15 protein-coding genes are annotated in these 16,688 nt (G+C 65.2%); 3 read left to right on the forward strand and 12 right to left on the reverse strand.

Going from position 1 to position 16,688, the window contains the following annotated elements:
• Positions 1–7 precede the first annotated feature (7 nt).
• The 3 genes from ACSKB9_RS13415 to ACSKB9_RS13425 are packed head-to-tail and all read right to left on the reverse strand — an operon-like array spanning position 8 to position 3,481.
• Complete coding sequence (locus ACSKB9_RS13415) at positions 8–730, reverse strand: GntR family transcriptional regulator (RefSeq protein ID WP_028335658.1); 723 nt, start codon at positions 728–730, stop codon at positions 8–10.
• 28 nt (positions 731–758) lie between these two features.
• Positions 759–2,354: a GMC family oxidoreductase gene (locus ACSKB9_RS13420; RefSeq protein ID WP_438073660.1), complete on the reverse strand. Its 1,596-nt coding sequence runs from the start codon at positions 2,352–2,354 to the stop codon at positions 759–761.
• A complete protein-coding gene (locus tag ACSKB9_RS13425; RefSeq protein WP_438073662.1) occupies positions 2,354–3,481 on the reverse strand; it encodes a mandelate racemase/muconate lactonizing enzyme family protein in 1,128 nt (375 codons plus the stop codon). The genes ACSKB9_RS13420 and ACSKB9_RS13425 overlap by 1 nt, the downstream gene beginning before the upstream one ends.
• A 120-nt stretch (positions 3,482–3,601) precedes the next feature.
• Here ACSKB9_RS13425 and ACSKB9_RS13430 point away from each other — a divergent pair, with 120 nt between their 5' ends.
• The 3 genes from ACSKB9_RS13430 to ACSKB9_RS13440 are packed head-to-tail and all read left to right on the forward strand — an operon-like array spanning position 3,602 to position 6,180.
• Positions 3,602–4,357 (forward strand): ABC transporter permease, encoded by a 756-nt coding sequence (locus ACSKB9_RS13430; protein WP_438073664.1) that lies wholly within the window; start codon positions 3,602–3,604, stop codon positions 4,355–4,357.
• A complete protein-coding gene (locus ACSKB9_RS13435) occupies positions 4,354–5,163 on the forward strand; it encodes an ABC transporter ATP-binding protein (protein WP_438073665.1) in 810 nt (269 codons plus the stop codon). Before ACSKB9_RS13430 ends, ACSKB9_RS13435 begins: the two co-directional genes overlap by 4 nt.
• 21 nt (positions 5,164–5,184) lie before the next feature.
• Positions 5,185–6,180 carry an ABC transporter substrate-binding protein gene (locus ACSKB9_RS13440; RefSeq protein WP_028335663.1) on the forward strand — a complete coding sequence of 332 codons (996 nt, stop codon included), beginning with the start codon at positions 5,185–5,187 and terminating at the stop codon, positions 6,178–6,180.
• A gap of 42 nt (positions 6,181–6,222) precedes the next feature.
• Here the strand turns inward: ACSKB9_RS13440 and ACSKB9_RS13445 are convergent, their stop codons facing one another.
• The 9 genes from ACSKB9_RS13445 to ACSKB9_RS13485 form a co-directional block, all read right to left on the reverse strand.
• Positions 6,223–7,731, reverse strand: coding sequence for a glycerol-3-phosphate dehydrogenase (locus ACSKB9_RS13445; protein ID WP_438073668.1), 1,509 nt, complete (start codon positions 7,729–7,731; stop codon positions 6,223–6,225).
• Complete coding sequence (locus ACSKB9_RS13450; protein ID WP_438073670.1) at positions 7,728–8,456, reverse strand: class II aldolase/adducin family protein; 729 nt, start codon at positions 8,454–8,456, stop codon at positions 7,728–7,730. Before ACSKB9_RS13450 ends, ACSKB9_RS13445 begins: the two co-directional genes overlap by 4 nt.
• A gap of 17 nt (positions 8,457–8,473) precedes the next feature.
• The gene (locus ACSKB9_RS13455) at positions 8,474–9,514 is read right to left on the reverse strand and encodes a 2-hydroxyacid dehydrogenase (protein WP_438073672.1); all 1,041 of its coding nucleotides are present in this window, start codon (positions 9,512–9,514) and stop codon (positions 8,474–8,476) included.
• Complete coding sequence (locus ACSKB9_RS13460) at positions 9,507–11,087, reverse strand: FGGY family carbohydrate kinase (RefSeq protein WP_438073674.1); 1,581 nt, start codon at positions 11,085–11,087, stop codon at positions 9,507–9,509. The genes ACSKB9_RS13455 and ACSKB9_RS13460 overlap by 8 nt, the downstream gene beginning before the upstream one ends.
• 2 nt (positions 11,088–11,089) lie before the next feature.
• Positions 11,090–12,205 (reverse strand): ABC transporter ATP-binding protein, encoded by a 1,116-nt coding sequence (locus tag ACSKB9_RS13465; RefSeq protein ID WP_438073676.1) that lies wholly within the window; start codon positions 12,203–12,205, stop codon positions 11,090–11,092.
• Between the two features lie 12 nt (positions 12,206–12,217).
• Positions 12,218–13,321, reverse strand: a complete 1,104-nt coding sequence (locus tag ACSKB9_RS13470; protein WP_168856286.1) for an ABC transporter ATP-binding protein — start codon at positions 13,319–13,321, stop codon at positions 12,218–12,220.
• Positions 13,322–13,325: 4 nt separating this feature from the next.
• Positions 13,326–14,183 carry a carbohydrate ABC transporter permease gene (locus tag ACSKB9_RS13475; protein WP_438073678.1) on the reverse strand — a complete coding sequence of 286 codons (858 nt, stop codon included), beginning with the start codon at positions 14,181–14,183 and terminating at the stop codon, positions 13,326–13,328.
• Between the two features lie 14 nt (positions 14,184–14,197).
• Complete coding sequence (locus ACSKB9_RS13480) at positions 14,198–15,127, reverse strand: carbohydrate ABC transporter permease (RefSeq protein ID WP_210262648.1); 930 nt, start codon at positions 15,125–15,127, stop codon at positions 14,198–14,200.
• A 117-nt stretch (positions 15,128–15,244) separates the two neighbouring features.
• The gene (locus ACSKB9_RS13485; RefSeq protein ID WP_028335671.1) at positions 15,245–16,684 is read right to left on the reverse strand and encodes an extracellular solute-binding protein; all 1,440 of its coding nucleotides are present in this window, start codon (positions 16,682–16,684) and stop codon (positions 15,245–15,247) included.
• Positions 16,685–16,688 lie beyond the last annotated feature (4 nt).

The raw sequence follows: 16,688 nt of genomic DNA on the forward strand, positions 1-16,688 counted from the left end.
TTGCGCGCTATGGCCTTAGATCCATATCGATCCGCACAAAATCGCCGCGATAGGTGACTTCACCGAGATAGATCACGGTGCGATCGCTCGCCGTGAAGACACGGCGGACTTCGGCGACCGGCGAGTTCAAAGGCACGCGCAGCAGCCGCGCCGCCTCGATGTCCGCGGTTCCGATGGTCAATGTCTGGCGAGCGCTGGCGATCGCCGGATCCCTGAGATCGTTGAGGATCGGGATCACCGTCTCGTTGCGAAAGCGCTTGGGGGACCTGCGAAAGATCTTCTCATCGAGATAGATGGAAATGACGCAATAAGGCTGCTTCTGCCGCGAGTGCAGACGGCGCATGAAGACATATTTCTCGGCCGGCTTGCCGTCTTCGGGAAGCAGCGGCGCATCGCTCCGGCTTTCCGAGATGTTGATGATCTCCGGCGAGGTGTCGCGGTACATGTCCGCGAGATCGGACAAAGTGGTCTCGACCTTGAGCCAGCGGTCCTGTCGTACAGTCCCGGTGACGAAGGTGCCGCGGCCTTGCTGCGCCTCGATGACACCGTCGCGGGCGAGCAGCTCGACGGCCTGCCTGATGGTGACGCGCGAGACGCCGAACTCGGCCGCCAGATCCTCGTTGGCCGGCAGGCGAAAACCTTGACTCCAGACACCGCGCGCAATCCGCTGGCGAAAGATATCGGCAATCTGCGCGTATTTGGGGACGTGACTGTCGGAACTCAATTCCATCTCGTCCTCCGGAAATCAAGCGGCCCAATCACGGCATGACGAGGGCTGCACCGCGTTCCCCGATCATCAGGCTCGTCGCATTGGTGTTGGCCGAGGTGATCTGCGGCATCACCGAGGCGTCGATCACGCGCAGCCGCTCGATGCCGCGCACCCGCAGCTGCGGATCGAGTACTGCCCGCTCGTCGCTACCCATGCGGCAGGTCCCGACACAGTGAAACACCGTGCCGCCGGTGTTGCGCGCAAAATCCCACAGCCCGGCATCATTACTTGCGGCCTCGCCCGGTACCATTTCGACGTCCCAGAGCGGGCGGAACGCCTTTTGCTGATAGATCTCGCGCAAGATCTTCAGGCCGGCAACAATGGTCTTGCGGTCGATCTCCTCGGCGAAATAATTGGGCGCGATCAGCGGCTGCTCGAACGGATCGGCCGAGCGGATCGCGAGTTGCCCGCGCGACCGGCCGTGGCATTGCCAGACCGAGGCCGTGAAGCCGGAATAGCTGTGGAGGGGTTCGCCGGGCTTGTCGACGGAGAGCGGCATCACATTGAACTGCACGTCGGGACGGCCGCCGACCGCATATTCGGTACAGGCCGCTCCGCCCACCTGTCCCGCCCCCACCGTCAACGGTCCCCGTCCGGCCAGCATCCATTGCAACCCCATCTTCGCGAGTTCGACAGGATGGCGGACCTGGTCATTGAGCGAGATCCGCTCCTTCAGGCGCACGATCAGCCGTGCCTGATAGTGGTCCTGCAGATTGGAGCCGACTTCGGGCGAGTTGGTGACGACGGCAATACCGTGCTTGCGAAGCAGGTCGGCCGGACCAATCCCGGAAAGCTGGAGGATTTGCGGCGATTGCAGCGCGCCGCCCGACAGGATGACCTCGCGATCGGCTGTCGCGCGATGAACCTGCCCTTTGCTGATCCACTCGACGCCGGTCGCGACGCGGCCGTTGAAAGTGACTTTGCTCACCTGCGCATGCGTGATGATGGTCAGGTTGCGCCGGTCGGCAATCGGTCGAAGAAAGGCGGATGCCGAGCTGGTCCGCCAATGCCGCCCGATGCCAAGCTGATAGGCACCGACGCCAAGCGTCGTCGCGCCGTTGAAGTCGGGATTGCGCGGCAGGCCGAACTGCACGCCCGCCTCTACCCAGGCCCTCGACGCCGGATTGTCGTTCCGGAGGTCGGAGACCTCGAACTCACCGAGGCCGCCGTGAAACTGGCTCTCGCCGCCGCGGTAGCGTTCGTAGCGCCGGAAATAGGGCAGGACGTCACGATAGCTCCAGCCGTCGGCGCCGAGACGTTCCCAGTCGTCAAAATCCTCGTGCTGGCCGCGGATGAAGATCAGGCCGTTGATCGACGACGATCCGCCGAGCACGCGGCCGCGCGGCCAGACGATGGCGCGGCCGCCGCTTCCTTCCGACGGCTCGGTCTTGAACAGGCGCGAGAAGCGCTCGTTGTAGATGGTCCGGTAATACCCGACCGGCAGCTTGAGCCAGAAATTCCGGTCCGATCCGCCGGCTTCCAGCAGCAGCACGCGGCAGGCAGGATCGGCCGACAATCTGTTTGCGACCACACAGCCGGCCGACCCCGCACCGACGATGATGTAGTCGTAGCCAAGCCCCGACATCAGGCGGTCCGGTATTGTTCGATCGAGGCAAGATCGGGCGCAATGCCGAGACCCGCCTCGTCGCCGAGCTCGATCATTCCATCGCTGACGTGAAGCACGGGGCCGCAGAATTGATCCCGCAGCGGGTTCTCGTTGCTGTCGACCTCCAGCAGTCCCTCGCCGCCGACGCCCGCCAGCAGATGCGCCGACGCCAACAGGCCGATGCCGGCGCCGAGATAGTGCGGACAGAACATCTTGCCTGACGTCAGGATGTCGCGGGCGATGCCGGCGCAAGCCGAAAGCCCGCCCCACTTGGCGATGTCAGGCTGGACGACACCGAGAACCGGCTCGCTCAGCACCTCGGCAAAGCCGGCGTGGCTCGCGATGTTCTCACCGGCCGCGAGCGGAAAACGGATCGTCTCGTGCAGCTGCTTCCATTCCTGCCGCGGACGGTCCGCGCGGATCGGCTCCTCGAGCCAGGCAAGGCCGAACGGCTCGAGCTGCGGCGCACGCTCGAGCGCCTGCGCGATGGTCCAACCCTGGTTGACATCGGCCGCAAGCATGCCATTGCCGACGAGGCGGCGCAGCGCGGCGAGATTGGCCCGGTCGTCTGCCGGATCGAAGCCGATCTTCAGCTTCAAGGCGCGATAGCCGCGGCCGAGCGCTGCTTCCGCCGCCCGCTCCGATCCGACCGGATTGATGCCGCTGGCGTAGACCTTGATCCGGCTCCGCGATCCGCCGAGCAATTTCCACAACGCTACGTTCCGGCGGCGCGCATGGAGATCCCAGACGGCGAGATCGATGCCGGCGATCGATTGCGCGAATGGACCCGCTTCGCCGGATTGCAACGCGAGCACCGAAGTTCCCTGCGTCAGTCGCTCGAATGCGGCACCAGGTTCGCTTGCCCTCAATCCGACAAGCGCCGGTGCCACGACCTCATTGACCAGCCGAACACGATGCTCGGCGCCCGGCGCCGGAAAGTTGCACCAGACCTCGCCCCAGCCCACGTAACCGTCCGTGTCCTCGACCCGAACGAACACGGCAGGCCGGTCCCCCATCCGCCCGAACGAGGTGATGACCGGTGTCGTCAGAGGATAGCGAAAGCCAAAGGCCTGGACGCTCCGGATGGTGAAAGGCGGCGATGTCATGCGCGGAAACCTGCGGCGCCTACGACCAAAGCGGCGCTTGTATGGTCATCCTATTTATAATATGACTTGGGCAAACATCAACTGCAATCTGGGTGGACGCGTCGAATGGACGGAGCTGGCGTGAGACGCTTTGGTCTCGGGTTGATACCGTGGGTCGGTGCGATCCTGCTCTGGTATGCCGTGCGCTGGAGCGGCTTCGTCAACGCATCGCTGATCCCCGCCCCGCACCAGGTCGCCGCGAAGTTCGTCGAGCTTCTCACCAAGGAAGGCCTCCTGATCGACATCTTCGCCTCGACCAGGCGCGTCTTCTTCGGCGTCTCGCTTGGAATTCTCGTCGCGGTGCCCGTCGGCTTTCTGCTCGGATGGTATCGCCCGGCCCGCACCTTCGCCGACCCTATGATCAACTTCTTCCGCGCGCTGCCGCCGATCGCGCTGATCCCGCTCGTCATCGTCTATTTCGGCGTGGACGAGTTCGCAAAGCTCGTCATCCTGTTCTACGCCTCGTTCTTCTCCGGCGTGATCGTCATGTATGAGGGTGTCTCGCAGATCACGCCGCTCTATATCCGCGTGGCGCAGACGCTCGGCGCCAATCAGGCGGAAATCTTCCGCAAGGTGATCATTCCCCTCACCGTTCCGCACATCCTCACCGCGCTGCGGGTCGCGCTTGGCGTGGCCTGGGCGACGCTGGTGGCATCCGAACTGATCGCGGCCCAGCGTGGGCTTGGCGCCATGATCCAGAATGCATCGACCTACTTCCTGCTCGACGTCATCTATGTCGGCATCATCTGCATCGGCCTGATCGCGCTGATCATGGACATGATCCTGCGCAAGATCACGGCCCGGTTGCTGGTCTGGCAGGATCGGGCCATCGCATGACCACGCGTGCACAGTTCGGCAAGGTTTCGCTTGCCTTCGAGACCCCGAAGGGACGCCTCAACGTCGTCGAGAATGTCAGCTACGATATCAACGATGGCGATTTCATCGCGGTGATCGGCCCTTCAGGCTGCGGCAAGACCACGATGATGAGCATGCTCGCGGGCTTCCAGAAGCCGACGACCGGAAGCGTGCTGTTCGACGGGCAGCCCGTCACGGGTCCCGGTCCCGAGCGCGGCGTCATCTTCCAGGAATATGGCGTCTTCCCGTGGCTGACGGTGAAACAGAACATCGCTTTCGGCCTGACGCTGCGAGCCAATCACGTCGCGGCCGACGAGCGCGATTCGATCTGCGATCACTATCTCGGCCTGATGGGGCTGTCCGACTTCGCCAACTCCTATCCGAAGCATTTGTCCGGCGGCATGCGGCAGCGGCTCGCGATCGCGCGGGCTTATGCCGTCAAGCCGCAGTTCCTGCTGATGGACGAGCCGTTCGGTGCGCTCGACGCCCAGACCCGTTCCAACATGCAGAACCTGCTGCTCAAGGTGCTCCAGACCGAAGGCAAGACGGTCATGCTGATCACCCATTCCGTGGAGGAGGCGATCTATCTCGCGTCCCGTATCGTGGTGGTGACCGCGCGGCCGGCGCGGATCAGGCAGATCATCGACGTGCCGTTCGCCTATCCGCGCGATGAATCGATCCAGGAACGGCCCGAATTCGGCGAGCTGCGAAGCTATATCAAGCATCTGGTGATGGACGAGTATCGCGCCCAGCAGGCGCAGATGCGTCCGGTCTCATTCTCGGAATAACAACACAGCGGAGGACGACCTATGGATCGGCGACAATTTCTGACCACGACGGCCGGGCTTGCCCTGGGGTCCTTCACCGCCGCAGCCCCTGCGATTGCGCAGGCAAAAACGAAAGTTCGCGTCGGCTATCTGCACACCGTCGCCGTCGACGGCCAGATCTGGACCGGCATGGACCGCGGCTCCTTCGAAAAGCAGGGACTGGATCTCGAACTGCGGCAGTTCAATACCGGCCTCGAAATCTTTCAGGCGCTGATCGGCGGCAGCCTCGACGTGCTGGCGACGGGCGCCGTGCTCTCGAACTTCCCGGCCCGCGGCCAGGGCAAGGTCTTCCTGATCAACGACATCGAGGTCGCGACCGCACAGCTCTGGGTGCGCGGCGATCAGGGCATCAAGTCATTCGAGGATCTGAAGGGCAAGCGGATCGCAACCGCGACCGGCACCACCGCGCATGTGTTCCTGGACACCGCGCTGCGCGCGAACAAGGTCGATCCCAAACAGGTCGAACTCGTCAACCAGACCATGCCGGCCGCCGTAACCGCGTTCATTTCAGGCGCGGTGCCTGCCGTCGCGCTCTGGGTGCCTTTCAACGTGACGGTTCGCGACAAGGTGCCGGGCGCGGTCAAGCTCGCCGACGCCTCAGCCTATTATCCGAAGGCCGCGATCATCGGCGGCTGGGCGGCGGCCAACGACTATTACGAGCCCAACAAGGAAACGCTGGCGAAGCTGATCCGTGGCTGGGCCGATGCCAATGACTACATCATCGCGAACAGCACCGAAGCGATGGAAAAGCTGCAGAAGGGCCACTACAGCCAGACGCCGATGGCCGACATCGACGAATCGTTCAAGGCGCAGAAGATGTTCTCGTCACGGGACTGGAAGCGGATGTATTCCGACGGCACGGTCACCAACTGGCTGCAGCAATCGACCGACTTCTTCATGGCCAATGCCGGCATCAAGGACTTTACCCCGGCAAGCAAATATTTCGATCCGAGCCTGTATTTGAAAACGATTGCGTGACGCACTTGGAGCAAATGGCGTCCTAGAGGTAGCTCTAGCGTCCTAGAGGTAGCTCTCGAACGCGACCCGCTGCGCGGGCGTCAAGTGCAAGCCGTGCTTGGTGCGCCGGTCCAGGAAGTCGGCAGGCTGCCTTGCCCACTCATTCTCGCGGAGATACACCGCTTCGCATTCATAGAACTCGCCGCCGAAATGACGGCCCAGGTCTGCGGCGCTGCGGACCGGACCCAGCAGCTGGCGCGCGCGCGTCCCATAAAGACGGGCATAGTGATGGATGAGCGTTCGCGGCAAATCGGGATAGTCGCGTGCCAGCCGATTCGCGAATTCATCGAAACTGCCGCCGATGTCGCCGCCCGGCAGCGGCCGATCCGCGGTCCAGGCCGACGACAGCTTCGGAAACCACGGCGCGAGGCGCTGCAGCGCCTGCTCCGCCAGCCGGCGGTAGGTCGTGATCTTGCCGCCGAAGATCGACAGCAGCGGCGGCACATCCTGCGCGCCATGAACCTCGAACACATAGTCGCGCGTCACGGCCGACGGATTGTCGGCGTTGTCGTCGTAGAGCGGCCGGACCCCGGAGAACGCATGCACGATCTCGCCGGCCTGCGGCGGCGTTCGGAAATAGCGGCGCAAGACCTGCAACAGGTAATCGGTCTCGTCCTCGCCGATCGCGACGTCCTCGGCGCGGCCGTGATAGGGAATGTCTGTGGTGCCGATCAACGCGAGATCGCCCTCATAGGGGTTGACGAAGATCACCCGGCGATCGCTGTTTTGCAGCAGATAGGCCTGCGGCCCGCTCCAGAATTTCGGCACCACGATATGGCTGCCCTTGACCAGCCGTACGCTCTGGGCCGAGTTCAGGCCCGCCACGCCCTGGATGACATCCTGAACCCACGGCCCGGCGGCGTTGACCAGCGCGCGCGACCGCACGACCTGCGTTGTGCCGTCGTCGCCGTGCATTTCGAGCAGCCAGGTCCCGCCGTCGCGGCGTGCGCGCACCGCCCGCGTGCGCGGCAGGATGCAGGCGCCGTTCTGCGCGGCATCGATCAAATTGAGGATCACCAGCCTGCTGTCATCGACCCAGCAGTCCGAATATTCGAAGCCTCGCCGGAACTCCCGACGCAGCGGCGCGCCCTCCGGAGCGCACGACAGATCCAGGCTGCGGCTCGCCGGCAGTTGCTTGCGGCCACCGAGATGGTCGTAGAGCAACAGGCCGGTGCGGACCAGCCACGCCGGCCGTTGCTCCGGCGAATGCGGCAGCACGAAGCGCATCGGCCAGATGATATGCGGCGCCGACGCGAGCAGCACCTCGCGCTCGATCAGCGCCTCGCGCACCAGGCGGAACTCGTAATATTCGAGATAGCGCAGTCCGCCATGGATCAGCTTGCCCGAGCGCGACGAGGTGCCCTCGGCGAAATCATCCTTCTCGCAGAGCAGCACCTTCAAGCTGCGGCCGGCGGCGTCGCGGGCGATGCCGGCACCGTTGATGCCGCCACCGATGATGGCGATATCGACCAGCCCGTGATCCGTACCTGCGACCGGCGCAGTGCCCGTCATCGCTTGCTGCTGCGCCGTTTCTCGGCGCGGCGCGGCGCCGCCTTTGCGGTCGCGCGGGCCTTGTTCGGCTTCGGCGCCTGCAGACCGTAAGTGGAGAACCCCTTCGCGGTGTCGGCAATCTCCTCGTCGGTCAGGATGACGCGCGAATCGAGCGCCAGCGAGAGGTAGTACTGACGCGCGATGGTCTCGAGCTCGACCGCGAGCCACATCGCCTTGTCGAGATTGGCGCCGAGCGCGATCATGCCGTGATTGGCGAGCAGGCAGCCGTTGCGGCCTTCGAGCGCGGCGATCGCATGATCGGACAATTCCTTGGTCCCGTAGCGCGCATAGCCGGCGCAGCGGATCTCGCTGCCGCCGAACGCCGCCATCATGTAATGGCAGGCCGGGATCGGCTTGCGCGCGATCGCGAGCACGGTCGCGTAGGTCGAGTGAGTATGGACGATGGCGCCGACATCGGGCCGGGCGCGCGTGATGTCGAGATGGAAGCGCCATTCGGTGGACGGCTGCAGCGGCCCCTCCCACGCACCATAGTCGCCCTCGAGCGGCATCGAGGCGATCATCTCCGGCTTCATCGAATCGTAGGGGGTCGCCGACGGCGTGATCAGCATCCGGTCCTTGTAGCGCGCGGAGATGTTGCCCGATGTCCCCTGGTTGAGACCCGACGCATTCATCCACTGGCACTTGGCGATGATCGCCTCGCGCAACTGTCGTTCCTCACGGGTCATACGAACTGCCTTTCTCTTCAGCACGGATTGCGTGGCGGCTCGCCGGCCAGGAAGCGACGAACCTCTTCGGCCGCCTGCCCAGCGGCCACGGTGACGGTACGCACGGAGGCGCCGGCGATGTGCGGCGTCAGCGTGACGTTGGGGAGTTGCAAGAGCGGCCAGTCCGCCGGAACCGGCTCGACCGCGAAGGTGTCGAGCATGGCGCCGCCGAGATGCCCCGATGCCAGCGCATCATGCAGCGCCTCGTAGTCGACCAGCGGCCCGCGCGCGGTGTTGATCAGGAACGCGCCCGGCTTGATCCGCGCCAGCGCCTCGCGCCCGATGAAACGGGTGGTCTCCGGCGTCACCCGGGCGTGCAGCGTGACGACGTCGGCGCGGCCGAGCAATTCGCCGAGCGCGACGTGCTCGACGCCGTCATTGCGGTCCTGGGCGCTGAGCTGGACATAGGGGTCGGCGACCAGGATCTTGCAGCCGAAGGCCTTCAGCAGCTTGACCACGCGACTGCCGATCGCGCCGTAGCCGACAATGCCGACCGTCATCTCGCCGAGCTCGCGCCCGGTACGGTCGGCGCGATAGAGATCGCCGCGCCATTCCCCGCCTCGCAGCGCCTCGTGACCGCTGCGGATCAGGCGTGTCTCGGCCAGAATGGCGCCGATGGTGAACTCCGCGACCGCACCCGCATTGCGGCCGGGCGTATTGACCACCAGCACGTTGTGGTCACGCGCCGCCTGCATGTCGATGTTGACCGGGCCGCCCCGCGACACCGCGATGAACTTCAGCTTCGGCAGCCGCTCCAGCATCGACCGCGAGATCGGCGCCAGATGGGTGACGAGCAGTTCGGCATCGCCGATGAAGCCGATGATCTCGTCGGGCTGCCCCATGAATTCCTTCAGGCCATCGAGCTTCGAGCCGGCGTAACCGTGTTCCATCGGCTCGTCCGGCCAGGGCTGCTCCAGGGTGCGAATGTCGAGGCCATCGCCGCAGGCTGACCGGATGTGCTCGGCGAACACCGAGGGCAGCATGAAGCGGTCGCCGACAATGGCGATGGACTTAGACATGATCGCCTCCGGCGCGCAGCGCAGCGAGTTGCTTCCAGACCGGCCGCGACGCCAGCCTTGCCTCGAGATAGGTCGGGAAGATGCTGGCATAGCGCTTCGCCAGCGCAGCGTCCGGCGATTGCGGCGCACTTAGATGCGGCGCGACCCACTGCTCGGCGCAGGCGCGCATGTCGGGATAGGCATCGATCGCGACCGCCGCGATCATCGCAGCGCCCGCGGCGCCGGCCTCGGCGCGGCTGCAGATGCGGACGTCGCAATCCAGTGCGGCCCCGAGGATGGCGCCGAGCGCACGGCTCTTCGCTGCGCCGCCCGTGATCCTGACATCGCGCGGCAACGAACCCATCGCCGCGTAACAATCCCGTGCGGCGAAGGCGAGGCCCTCCATCACGCCGCGCATCAAGTCGCCATAGCGGTGACGCGAGCGCAGGCCGAAGAATTGCGCGCTGGCCTCATGCGCGACGAACGGACCGCGCTCGCCGGCATCGGAAATGAACGGATGGAACAGCACCTCGCCGGGCTTGGCCCGCAGCACCTGATCGTCGAGCCGGCGGATCAGTTCGGCGCGCGTGCGCGTCACGCCTTCCGTCGCAAGCATGTCGCAGGCGAGATCGAGCATCCAGTCGATATTCAGCGTCGCCGCCATGTTGGACTGCATCTGGGCATAATGACCCGGTACCGGGAACGGCATGGTGTAGCCGGTTGCCTCCCGATTCAGCGTCACCGCGTCGGCGCTCGGAACCAGTCGCATATGCATGCCGGTCGAGCCGATGATGGTGCAGCCGACATCGGGTGACGGATCGTAGAGCCCGGCACCGAGCGCATTGCAGATCACGTCGACATAGCCGAGGCAGACCGGCACACCTTCCGGCAGGCCGATCTCGATGGCGGCGGCCGCTGTCAGCGGATGCGTCATGACCGCGCCGTCAACGACCGGCGGGAACAGGCGCGTCAGGTCGGCGATACCGATCAACCGCGCGGTCTCCGCATCGAAGGCACGCTTGCGGAAATCACCGCAGGAGAACGTGGCTTCCGACGGATCGGTTGCGCGTTCACCGGTAAGCAGGAAATAAAGCCAGTCCTTGCAGTGGAAAGCCGTTGTTGCGCGGGCGATCGTGTCGGGCATGTGGGCCTGCAGCCACGCCAGTTGCGGCCCCTGCTGGCAGGCATTGAGCCCGGAGCCGGTTCGGCGGTAAAGGGTCGCGTTGTGTTCGCTGCCGCGGATCTCCTCGACCAGCCGCCCGGCGCGCGAGTCGAGCCACAGCAGCGCCGGCGCAACCGGCCGGCCATCGTCATCGATCAGCCAGGTGCCGTCGCCCTGCCCGGTCACCGCGATCGCCGCGATCCGCGCCGACAGGTCAGGCACCGACTTCGCCAGCGCGCGAATGACCGCGACCGTGTCGCTCCAGGTCCGCGCCATGTCCTGCTCGACATGGCCGCCGGCCAGGTTGCTATACGCATTCGGCCGCGAAACATCGGCAAGCTGCTCGCCGGTCAGCGTGAACGCCACCGCCTTGATCAGGGAGGTACCGGCATCAATGCCGATGATGACGTCGCGGCTTGCGGAAGCGGTCATCGTCACGCTCCCTCCGCATGGCGAATGCAGGTCCCGTCGCCGCCGAAGATGTGCAGGTGACGCGGTTCCAGCGCGAACGAGATGATCTCTCCCGGCCGCGCGGCGACGCGGCCCGGCGTGACCGCGATCAGCATGCGGCCGCCGCAATCGCCGGCGACATGCGATTGATCGCCGAGCCACTGGTTGGAGACGACCTTGACCCTGACGTCACCGGTCCCGACCACGATCTTCTGCGGACGAATGCCGATCCGCACCTGCGGCGTGGCCGCGAGCGTCTTCGCCGCCTCAACGTCGAGTCCGGCGCCGGCGATATCGAAACGCATGTCGGTTCCGACCGACAGGCGGAAGCCGCCATCCAACCGCGTCACCTCCGCGTCGAGCAGGTTCATCGGCGGCTCGCCGATGAAGCTCGCGACGAACAGATTGGCGGGCCGGCCCTTCAGCTCCTTCTCGCTGGCGAACTGCTGCAGCACGCCGCCTTCCATGACAGCGATGCGGTCGGCCAGCGCACTCGCTTCGGTCTGGTCGTGGGTGACGAAGATCGCGGTCATGCCGCGCTCGGCAAGCAGGCTCTTGATCCGGCCGCGCAGCACCGCGCGCAGCTGCGGTTCGAGCTGCCCCATCGGCTCATCGAGCAGATAGAGATCGGCGTCGCGCACCAGCGCCCGCGCCAGCGACACGCGCTGCTGCTGGCCGCCTGAGATCGCGCGCGGATAGCTGTCGAGGATGTCCTCGATCTCGACCAGACGGGCGATCTCGCCGACGCGACGCGTCACCTCGGCTCGCGGCAACTGGGCAGATTTCAGCGCGAACGCGATGTTCTCGCGGACCGCGAGCGGCGGATAGAGCGAGTAGCCCTCGAACGCCATCGCGACCTTGCGCCGCGCCGGCGGCAGCTCGTGGATCCGCCGCCCGCCGAGCGCGATCGATCCGGCGGAGACGTCCTCGAAGCCTGCGATCATGCGCAATGTCGAGGTCTTGCCGCAGCCCGACGATCCCAGCAGTGCGACGATCTCGCCTTTTTCGACCGCCATGTCGAGCGCGCGCACCGCGTGCACCGGCTCCTTGCCGCGGCTGCGATAGACCTTGTCGATGCCTCGAAGCTCGAGCATGTCCATGACCATTCGCTCCTATGCCGCCTTGAGCCGGTGCGACGCCCCGATCCGCAGCCCGGTGGCGCGATCGAACAGCATCGCGGCGTCGGGCGCAAAGCGAACGAAAATAGCATCGTCAGCCGCGCCTTGCGGCGCATCCGGCGGCAGCGCCGCCAGCCACTCCGTGCCGTCGGCAAGACGGAGCAGCAGCACCGCCTTCTCGTGCATCGGCGTGATCGCGAGAATGCGCGCCGGGATGGCGTCGTCGGTGGATGCAGACGAAACCACGAGATCCTCAGGCCGGACGCCCAGCCAACATGCACCGGCAGGTGCTGCGCCGTCGGCCGCGCCGAGCCGCATCCTGGCGCCGGCGATGTCAGCCGACAGCATGCCGTGCTCCGCTACTGGCGAGACTTCCGCGAGGTTAATGGTCGGATCGCCGAACAGGCGCGCGACCGCGACCGATGCGGGTTGGGCATAGATATCGGTCGGCGTCGCGACCTGCGCGAGCCGGCCGTCGATCAAGACCGCGATGCGGTCGGCGATCGCCATCGCCTCGCGATAGTCCTGGGTCACGTAGAGCACCGCGGCAGTGCCGCGACGCAGCAGGTTCGGCAGCTCGAGCCGCATCTCGTAGCGCAGCTTGGCGTCGACATTGCGCAGGGGATCATCCAGCAGCAGGACATCCGGATTGCCGATCAGCGCCCGTGCCAGCGCCGTGCGCTGCTTCTGTCCGTTCGACAATTCGCGCGGCGCGTGACCGAGCACGTGCTCGATCTTGAGCAGCCTGCTGATCGCGGCAACGCGACCGGCGACATCGCCGCCGCCGGCCCTGGCGCGCAGGCCGCTTGCGATATTGTCGCGGGCGGTCATGTGCGGGAACAAGGCAAAGTTCTGGAATGCCATGCCGATCCCGCGCCGCTCGGGCGGAGCACCGACGACCGAGCGGCCGCCGACCAGGATGTCGCCGTCGTCGGGCTCGAACATGCCCGCGATCATGCGCAGCAGCACGGTCTTGCCGCTGCCGGACGGTCCGAACACCGCCACGATCTCGCCGGGCTCGACCGCCAGCGACAATCCGTCGGCGGGCCGTGCCGCACCGAATGCCTTGCTCACCGAGTTGATCTCGAGACGCGCCATTGGATCAGCCTTTCACCGCGCCGAGCGAGAGACCCTCGACCAGATAGCGCTGCGCATAGAGCGCAAGCAACAGGGTCGGCATCACCGACAGCACGATCGCCGCCGCGATCTGGCCGTACTGGATACCGGACGCGGTGACGAAGGCGAGCGCGCCGACCGTCACCGGCTGCTTGTCCGCGGAGGCCAGGATCAGCGCGAAGACGAAATTGTTCCAGCAGAAGATGAACGACAGCAGTCCCGCCGCGGCGATCCCTGGTCCTGCCAGCGGCACCGCGATTCTCGTGAAGGCCTCGCGCCAGGAATGCCCGGCCAGTCGGTAGGCATGCTCGATATCAGGGCTGATATCCTCGAAATAGCCGCGCACGATCCACAGGATCAGCGGCAGCGCGATCAACTGATAGACCCAGACGATCCCGAAGTAGGTGTCGTTCAGTCCGAGCTCCTGATAGTACAGCGACAGCGGCAGCAGCACGAGCAGCGGCGGCGCAAAGCGGAACGACAGCAGCGTGAAGGCGATGCTCTCGCCGAGGCGGAATTTGAAGCGCGCAAAGGCATAGGCCGCCGGGACGCCGAGCAGCAGCGCCAGCAGCACCGCCGCGCTCGACAGCACGACGCTGTTGAAGAGGTTGCGCATGAAGGAGATCTGCAGATTGCCCGCCGCGGTGCGCAGCTGGCCGGAGATCAGCGCCTCGTAATTGGCAAGCGTCGGCTCGAACAGGATACGCGGCGGGATCCGCAGGATCTGCTCATTGGTCTGGAACGACATCAGGAAGATCCAGACGATCGGAAACATGAAGAAGATCAGGATCAGCGCGAGTGCCACGCCGCGGAAGATGCGACCGGCAAGGCTGGAATGTTCCATTGCGCCTCTCCCCGTCACGCGTGGCCGTGCGCACGTGCGCGCAGCCGCAGCCAGTTCTTGATGAAGATGTTCGACAGGATGTTGGTGATCAGCCACAGGATCATCAACAGCGCCGCCGATCTGCCGACATTGGTGTACTGGAAGAATTCCAGATAGGCCTGCACCTGGAATACCATCAGCCGGTCACCCGGCCCGCCCTGCGTCATCGCATAGATGATGTCGAACTGCTGGATCGAATCGAGCAGCCGGAACAGCGACGCCGTGATGATGTAGGGCGCCAGCATCGGCAGGGTGATGCGGAAGAACACGAAGCTCGCCGGCACACCGTCGAGCGCCGCGGCCTCGAACGGCTGCCGCGGCAGCGAGCGCAGGCCTGCGAGCAGCAGGATCATGATGAAGGGCGTGTAGACCCAGACGTCGACCAGCACGACCGTGAACAGCGCGCTCGATGGATCGGAGGCCCATTTGAAATCGGTGACGCCGAACAGGCCGACCAGATAGGACAGGATGCCGAAGCTCGGATTGGTCATCAGCTTCCACATCAGCGCGGCGATCGCCGGCGCCGTCATCAGTGGCAGCAGCAGCATGATCGACACCGCGTTGTGGAAGCGGGTCGGCCGGCGCAGCAGCAGCGCGATGCCAAGACCGAGCAGCAGCTCGAGCACGACCGTGACCACGGTATAGGTGATCGAGACGCGGAACGTATTCCAGAACGCCGGGTCGGACAGGAAGTCGATGTAGTTTCCGGCGCCGATGAAGCCGCGCAGATGAGGCAGGTTCAGCCGGTAGCGCTGCAGCGAGTAGACCGCCGCGGTCACGAACGGAACCAGGATCGCCACGCAGACGAGCAGCGCCGGCAGGCTGAGCAGATAGGGCAAGAGGCGCACGCGCGGCCTTGGTTTGGCCGGCGCTGCCTGCGCGTTCGTCTGGAGAAGTTGGACCATGCTCATGATGATAAGAGATCGCGTTCGGCTGGCAAACGCCGCCGGCTCGGATGGGACAAGGGTCCGAGCCGGCGGATGGGTGCGGTGCGGGGGATCAGGCACCGCACGGTTGATCCGTCAGCCGAGCCCGGCCTGCTTGAGCTGGCGGTTGATGCTGTCGGCGAGCTTGTCGAGCCCTTCGTCGACGCTGACCTCCTTGGCCACCATCTTCTGCAGCGAGGCGGCCCATTCCGTCGTCAGGTCGAAGAACAGCGGCTGCGCCGTGAAGTAGATCTTGGCGCCGGGCGACGACATGTCGTGCTGCTCGAGATAGCCGGGATAGGATTTCGCGATGCGGTCGCGGAATTCGCTGTCCTTCCACACCGATGCGCGAACCGGGTTGACGAAGTCCATCTTGCGCGCACCGAACAGATCATGCTCGACGGACGCCGCCCACTGCATGAACAGCCAGGCCGCCTCCTTCTGCTTGGAGAAGCTCGACATCGCGAGCGACCAGATCCAGACGTTCGGGGTCGGCGCCTTGGCGGCCGGATTGGCGGCGAACGGCGCGTAGCCGAGATGCCCCTTCTCCTTGTTGTCGCCACCGTTCATGAAGTAGCCGAGGATGTCGGCGTCGAAGATCATGCCCGAGGCGCCGGCGCCGAGATCGGTGCCGACCTGGTACCAGGTGTAGGTCGACCAGTTCTTCGGGCCCGAGGTCTGGATCATCTTGACCCATTTGTCGTGAAAATCCTTCGAGGCCTTGGTGTTCATCGCGGCCTTCAGCTTGCCGCCCTCCATCACGAAATCCTTCTGGCCGAAGTTCGAATAGGCCGACAGGAATCCGGGATGGATGGTCGCCCAGGAGCGCGAGCCGCGCACGCCGACGCCGTAGGGACCGCCGGCGTCCTTGGTGATCTTGGCCGCGACCTCCAGCATCTCGTCGAGGTTCTTCGGCGGCTTGACGCCGACCTTGTCGAAGACGTTGCGGTTGTAGGTGATGTTGTTGAGCTCATAGCCCCAGGGGATGCACCATTGCTTGGCCTTGCCCGAGCCGAGCTCGGAGCCGGCGACGCCGTCCCACGCGGTCGAGGCGCGCAGGCCCGGCAGCACGTCGTCCCAGGCGAAGGCCGGATTGGTCTTGGCCGGATCCTTGATGTAGGTGTTGAGGTCCTCGATCCAGCCCGCCGGACCATAGGTCCAGGTCATGTAGGCGCCGGTCATGAAGGCATCGTACTGGTCCGACTTCGACGACAGCGCCGCCGTCACCTTGTCGAAATAGACGTCCTCCGGAAAGATGTCGTAGGTGACGTTCATGCCGGTGAGCGTCTTGAACGCCTCGATGTCGCCGATCATCGCGTCGACATAGGGGTGCTTGTTGAGCAGCAGCTTGACGCTCTTGCCGCTCTGGGCCTTCCAGTTGAAGTCGGCGGCCATCGCCTTCGACATCGAGGAGGCGAAGGCGGCGTTGGCGGCGATGCCCGCGATGCCGAGCTTGGCGGCGCCGTCCAGGAGATCGCGGCGGCTGATGCGTTTGGCAGCGTAGGAGTCGAACAGATTCTTCTCGCGATCGAACATGTAT

The sequence above is a fragment of the Bradyrhizobium sp. BR 1433 genome (assembly GCF_051547665.1).
GTDB lineage: Bacteria > Pseudomonadota > Alphaproteobacteria > Rhizobiales > Xanthobacteraceae > Bradyrhizobium > Bradyrhizobium australafricanum.